A 6,469-nucleotide genomic window follows, 5' to 3' on the forward strand; every position below is an offset into this window, starting at 1 on the left:
TTCTTACCCCAAAGGGGGCAGGGCGGGGGGAGCGTCGTCGCGGCGTTCCCATTCTCGGCGGAGTTCGTTCAGCCCATACAGGCAAAGCTCATAATCATGACTGAGCCGTTCCAGCACGGTGTTTTCCTCGGGATTATCAGCGGGAGGAATGGTGCTGGCAATTCGATACGCCCGCTTGCCTAGTTCTTTGTAGTTCAGGACGGCGTCTTTACGGGGTGCGGCCTGCATCCAACGGAGGGCTTCGGGGTACAGGCCGGACCAAAAGAGGGTAAAATCGCCAATATGGCGGTGAACCTCGCGATTGAGCGGGGCGGGGCGGGTTTCGGCCTCTAGAAGCATATCGGACACTTGGTCCAGCCGCCGTCCGTACAGATTTTTGACGCGGTAGATTTCGTCATAATGCGAAAACCGGGTCAAAAGCTCGGTCACATAATCCACGAGGGTCGGGTCGGCGATACCCACCCGGGCCTCAAAGGTGAATTCCGTCAGGCCGGCAAAAAACCGGCGTAAATCGCCCCAGTCAGTCGTTGGAATCATGGCGTAATCCTGCGCATCGTGAAGTGTGTTGCTCGGCACACCTCGCTTCCCCGTTGGCCATTATCGGCAAAGCTCAACCATATTTGCCAGTTTCGTCAAGAGCAATCCAAAAAGCAAGCGCGGCCCTAGGCTATTGTACGCAGCACTACCTCGGCGGCTACTCGTAGCGCAGGGCCTCGATGGGATCGAGCTGACTGGCCTGATAAGCCGGATACAAACCAAAGATCAGCCCAATCATGGCAGAGAAACCCAACGAGAGCAAAATCGGCCACAGCGACACGATCCAGGGCCAATGAATCGACCCCCCCTGGGCGTTTAGGGCCGTGGTGGCCAGCCACGAAACCGAGAGTCCCCCCATGACACCGATCGCCCCGCCAACGAGGGATAACAGGGCGGCCTCGATCAAAAATTGCAACAAGATATCCCTCCCCCGCGCCCCCACCGCCATCCGAATGCCTATTTCGCGGGTCCGTTCCTTGACGCTGACCAGCATGATATTCATGATTCCCACGCCACCGACAATGAGCGACACGCTGGCAATCGCGGCCAGCAAACCGGTCATGACCGTGGTAATAATAGAAAGCACGCGGGCGATTTCGGTCGTGTTAAACACGGTAAAGTCGTTAAGTTCTCCGGGGCGAATTTTGTGCCGATCCTTGAGCAGGGCTTTGATTTCCCGCTCGGCATCGGACATCCGGTCGCGTGATTTGACGGCCACCATGATCATATCGATGTTATTAAACGTCGATCCCTGCAGGCGTTTTTTTACCGTGGTGTAGGGGGCCAGGATGATGCTGTCTTGTTCCTGGCCATTGAGACCCGCTCCTTTTGGCTCCAGTGTCCCCACCACCGTAAAAGGCACCCCCTTGATCCGGATGGTTTGCCCCAGCGGATCAGTGGTTTGAAAGAGGTTTTCGACCACGCTTTGGCCGATGACGCAAACCTTGGCCGCGGAAGTGATGTCGCGGTCGGTAAAATAGGCCCCGCGGCGGATGGTCCAATTTCGAATCAGGGGGTATCCCTCCGCCACGCCGTATATTTCCCGCGGGGAATAGTTGGTATTGCCATAGACCACCTGCGCGCGGGTCACGACCACGGGGGACGTTTTTAAGACGGATTCACATTCGTTTTCCACGGCCAGGGCGTCTTGGGGGGTCAGTGTCACGACCAAGTTTGTTCGCACGGGGCCATTCTCTTGGCTTCCCGGAAAGACCAGCAGCATGTTTGTGCCGATGCTCTCAAACTGCTCCAGCACCATGCTTTGTGCGGATTCCCCCATCGACACCAGCGCGATTACGGCCCCCACGCCAATCACGATCCCCAACACGGTCAAGCCCGCGCGCAACTTATTCTTAACCAGGGCACGGGCGGCGATCATTAATGTCGCAAAGAATGTCATGGGGAAGTGACGGTCGGGTTGTGATCTGACACCCACAATTTTTATCGCCGACGAGGCACTATTTGCCGCCGTCGGGGGGCAATGTTCATTGTAACCCGAAGACTGATCCCCGGCACGATAAACTACGCCTGGACGGGGCGATTTTTTAGCAGATCGCGGATTTCCGTCAGCAGTTTCACATCGGCGGCGGGTTCGGCCGGCGGGGGAATTTCACCCGTGGCAATCATCGTTTTGAGGTAGTTCATCCCTTTCACCACCAGAAACAAACAAAACGCAATGATGACAAATTTTATGATGGAGGAGACCACTTCCCCCACGCCTAATTTGACGGCGCCAATCTCAAAATAAAACGCGCCCAGGTCTTTTGCCCCCAACGTGGTCGCCAAACTGACCACGGGCATAAAAATTTTATCTACTAAAATCTTGACAATATCGCCAAACGCCCCTCCAATCACCACCCCCACCGCCAAATCCACCACATTCCCCCGCATCGCAAAATCTTTGAATTCCTTCAGCCAACTATTCATCGCGTCACCCTGAAAATAAAAAATCCAAACCCTTGGTTGGCCCCTTACGGCATCGTGCGGCAAGCCGCCAGAAAGGTCCGTGCCAGCTTATCATAAAACGCCCGCCCCCCACCGTTAAGGCCAATCGGGGGGAATCTCTCCGCGAATCCCCGTATAAATACAGCCCCCGCCTGTCACATGTTGGTCAAATCATCCGCCCGGCTGACACCGATGAGTTGATCCAAGGCCTGCGTGATTTCCGCCGCGTGATCCAGGTTGGGGGCATACACCCGGCACACCCGCTGGCTTAGGGGTAAATAACGAAAAAGCTGATCCGTGGCCAAAGGTTGCGGCTGCGGATAGGCTGGGTCGTATAAAAAGTTTTGCCCCGCCGCCGGACCCGCCGTGTGGGGGCGATGCACATGCCGGGCAATGTCCACCCGTAACGGCAGATCCCGTAGCGCGGGGGGCAACTTGTGCCGCAGCGCGGTTTCGGCCAGGCTTTCATTTTGGAAAATGCTGGCCGCCTCGGCGTCTTGTGGGCCAAAGACCAGCACTCGCTGACTGACGGTTTGCCAGCGAATTTTGCGCTCCAACAGTTCCTGCCACTGCTTGCCCAGTTGCCGCAAGCTGAGGTTTTGACTGGTTCTCCAGCGACCGACATCGATCAAGAGCGACCATTCGGTAAAGTGCAAATACTCCGCCAGATTCTCGGCGGGATTTCCGGCAAATAAATGCGCCCGGCTTTCGCGAAAGAGATCCTGCAACTGCATATCAATCGCCCGCACCGTGCGATGAAAATAAATCGTGCGAAACAATTCAGCACGCACTGTCATAAATCGGACCAAGGCGTCGATCCCGCGGGTATGAATCGTTAACCCCCGCTGACTAAAAAAGCTATAACGCAGCAACCGCTCGAGGTCGAACGCCTGGGTGGTATAGCCCGACATATAAGCGTCCCGCGCGACAAAATCCATGTTGTCCACGGTGTAAATCCCGCAAAACATGCCCCGCAAATAAGCCAACCAGCGGGGCGTTTTCAACTTGTCGCCAGATTGGACATGTTCCTCTACCCGAGGGCGCGTGATTAAATAGCAGATTTGCTCGGGATCCAGGGTTTCGCCAGCGGCCAGTTGCGACTCCGGATTGCGGCGAATCCCACGTATCAAATCCGCCAGTTCCGCGCGGATGATTCGACAACCGATGGTCTCATGTGTTTCCCCGTATTGCCGCAGGTAATGCTCGTCAAAAAAATGCCCAAAAGGTCCATGCCCCACATCATGCAACAGCCCCGCCAGCCGGACCAGCGACTCGACATAGCCGCGGCTGGGAACATCTGGACAAATTTCTGCCAAACTGGGATACCACGCGTCAATTGACCGGCTGGCCAAATGCATCACGCCCAGCACATGCTGAAAGCGGGTATGCTCGGCGGCGGGAAAAACCCACCAGGCGGTTTGCAATTGGTGGATTTGCCGCAACCGCTGCAACCACGGGTGGTCGATGACGTCCCGTTCGGTTTTTTCCCCGGCGTAGCAGGGGTGCGGAGCCACAAAAGGGATGTAACCGTGAATGGGATCGTACGTCAAATTTTGGCCAGTGCTGGCTAGCTGCGGCATGAAAATCGCACTCTTAACTAAAAAATATCCAGTTTACCGGCGGGGGCGCCGGGCAAAAACCCGTTTTTAGAATATAAAAAGGCCTAGTGGTAGCACTTGGGCGAGCGGGGTAAACTAAAACGCGTCTATCCGCCCCCCCATGCTGGCAAAAACTCGTGGATTTCGCCAGTCTGATGGAAGAGCCGAGAGCTAGTTTCCGATAGTAGGAGTATGCGCTCTTAGGCGGCTCAGGCAAGTGCTCACGGGAAGGAGTTTACGGTGGCTTACCGAACGTTTTGTGGCTGGCTCTCTGTTTTGGCAATGATGATGGGATGTGCTAGCATCTCCCTGGCCGCTCCCAGTACGGAACAATTGTTACCCAACACCACCAAAGGCGTGGTCTTTATCCCCAATTGGGATGAACTGGAAACCGCCTTTGACAGCACGCAATTTGGGCAACTGCTGCTGGATCCCGTCATGAAACCCTTTTATGACGATCTGCAGCAGCAACTGCGTGAAAAAGGAAACCGCCGCCTGGAAAAGCTGGGCGTGACCGTGGACGAAATTCGCAAAATTCCCGGGGGAGAAATTGCCCTGGCCGTGGTGCAGCCCGCCCCCGGGACGGGTGTCGTGGTGCTGATCGTTGATGTAACGGGGAGAGAAGCCGAAGCCGCCGCCCTTCGCCAAAAAATCAGTCAAAACCTGGCCAAGCAAGGGGCTAAGCGCACAGCCCGGGCCACCGCGGATCTAGTGGAATTTGAATTGCCTAAAAAAGCCGACGAAACCACCCCCCAGGTGGCAGTCAACTTTTTACGTGGAAATACGCTAGTCCTGGCGGATGATTACAACGTGGCCGCGGCCATCTTTCAAGGCGTGGCAAATACCCGCAAGGATAGCTTGGCCAATTTGCCAGCGTTTCAAGTAACCACCGCCCGACTAAAAAAAGCGGCCGCCCCGCTAAACCCCCATGTCCGCTGGTTCTTAGAGCCGTTTGGCTTTACCGAGGCCATGCGGGTCATCAATCCGCCCAAGGAAAAATCCAAAAAGCCCGATTTGCTAAAAATTCTAGCCGCGCAGGGCTTTACCAGTATTCGGGGACTGGGAGGATTTGTTAATTTTGCCGACGGAACGCACGAGCTTTTGCATCGCACGTTTGTGTATGCTCCGGCGGTTCCGGGAAAAGAGGCGCTTCCCGGCGGGCAACGCTTTAACCTGGCTGCGCGAATGCTGGATTTTCCCAATTCGGCGGAGATGCCCGTCCAAAACTGGGTCCCGCGGGAAATCGCCACCTACAACACGCTCAATTGGCAGGTCCAACGCGGCTTTGCAGCCAGCGAAACCCTGGTGGACGAGTACATGGGCGAGAAAGGTGTCTTTCGTGAAGTGCTGGATAGCACCCGCGACGACAAGGACGGCCCCCGCGTCGATATCGAAAAGGAATTGGTCGCCAACCTAGGTCAACGGATCACCTTGATCACCGATTATCAGTTGCCCATTGGCCCCAAGAGCGAGCGCTTGCTGTTTGCCGTGGAAACGACCAACGAGGCGGCCGTGGCCCTGGCCGTGGCTAAGTCGATGCGGGATGATCCCGCGGTCAAGGCCCTGGATGTGCGGGGAAATCCCAAGGATAAAAAAGAGACCAGCGGGGTCACGATTTGGGAAGTGACCAACGAGCAAGCGACCAATGTGCCGGAGTTGCAAATTGAAACCCCCGGCGGGGCGATTCAACACACCGATTTTGAGCCGACCTCCTTTCAACAACCGGCCAAGCCCGCCCCGGGCCGCCGCCGCCCCGGACGCCGCCCCAATGGCAAAGCCCCCAACGCCGCCGAAGAAAAACGGGCCATCCCCAACTCCGCCGTCTGCGTCGTGCATGGGCACATGTTTGTCTCCTCGCACAAGGATTTTTTGATCAAGGTGCTGGACCACATCACGGTGAATGAGCAACCCCAGTCGGGAATCGTGGCGGTCAGCCTGCACCCCGCGCTCGAGACCAGCGCCGATGTCAACATGGTGCTCATGGAAATGGAGCAAGGATTTGAGTTGACCGCCGCGCGGGGCTTTGCGACCAATCAGCACTGCCTGCGGATTTTCTCGCGCACGGATGAGGAATTTCGCCCCACCTACGAACTGTTTCGGAATGGCCAAATGCCGCAAAGCCAGTCGATGCTGGGCAAGGCGCTCAATCAGATTTTTGGCGATGGCAAGGAAGGCTCGATTCGCCAACCCAAGCTGAACGGTGCCAAGCTGCCGGACTTTGACGTGGTGCGGCGCTACCTAGGCCCGGCCGGCGCGTTCATGATTGCCGAGCCTGACGGGTGGTTCCTGACCGGTTTTACCCTGCGTAAGCAAGTGAACTCGGCGGAAGCGTCCCCGGCCACCCGGCGGTAACGCTGTATTTGGTTAGCTCGTACCGGCGAGTTCCACTC

At 56.6% G+C, this 6,469-nt stretch carries 5 protein-coding genes; 1 reads left to right on the forward strand and 4 read right to left on the reverse strand.

All coding sequences use genetic code 11. The features are described from left to right. Positions 1–3 precede the first annotated feature (3 nt). The 4 genes from SFX18_17040 to SFX18_17055 form a co-directional block, all read right to left on the reverse strand. Entirely contained in the window at positions 4–537 is a 534-nt protein-coding gene (locus SFX18_17040; protein MDX1964858.1) for a hypothetical protein, read from the reverse strand. A gap of 157 nt (positions 538–694) precedes the next feature. Beyond that, positions 695–1,915, reverse strand: a complete 1,221-nt coding sequence (locus tag SFX18_17045; protein ID MDX1964859.1) for an ABC transporter permease — start codon at positions 1,913–1,915, stop codon at positions 695–697. A gap of 143 nt (positions 1,916–2,058) precedes the next feature. Continuing rightward, on the reverse strand, positions 2,059–2,463 hold the full coding sequence (gene mscL, locus SFX18_17050; GenBank protein MDX1964860.1) for a large conductance mechanosensitive channel protein MscL: 405 nt from the start codon (positions 2,461–2,463) through the stop codon (positions 2,059–2,061). 173 nt (positions 2,464–2,636) lie between these two features. Beyond that, positions 2,637–4,061: an HD domain-containing protein gene (locus SFX18_17055; GenBank protein MDX1964861.1), complete on the reverse strand. Its 1,425-nt coding sequence runs from the start codon at positions 4,059–4,061 to the stop codon at positions 2,637–2,639. Between the two features lie 258 nt (positions 4,062–4,319). On the opposite strand from SFX18_17055, the gene SFX18_17060 reads away from it, so the two are divergent. Continuing rightward, entirely contained in the window at positions 4,320–6,431 is a 2,112-nt protein-coding gene (locus tag SFX18_17060) for a hypothetical protein (GenBank protein MDX1964862.1), read from the forward strand. The last annotated feature ends 38 nt before the right edge of the window (positions 6,432–6,469 follow it).

The sequence above is a fragment of the Pirellulales bacterium genome, from assembly GCA_033762255.1.
Lineage (GTDB): Bacteria > Planctomycetota > Planctomycetia > Pirellulales > JALHPA01 > JANRLT01.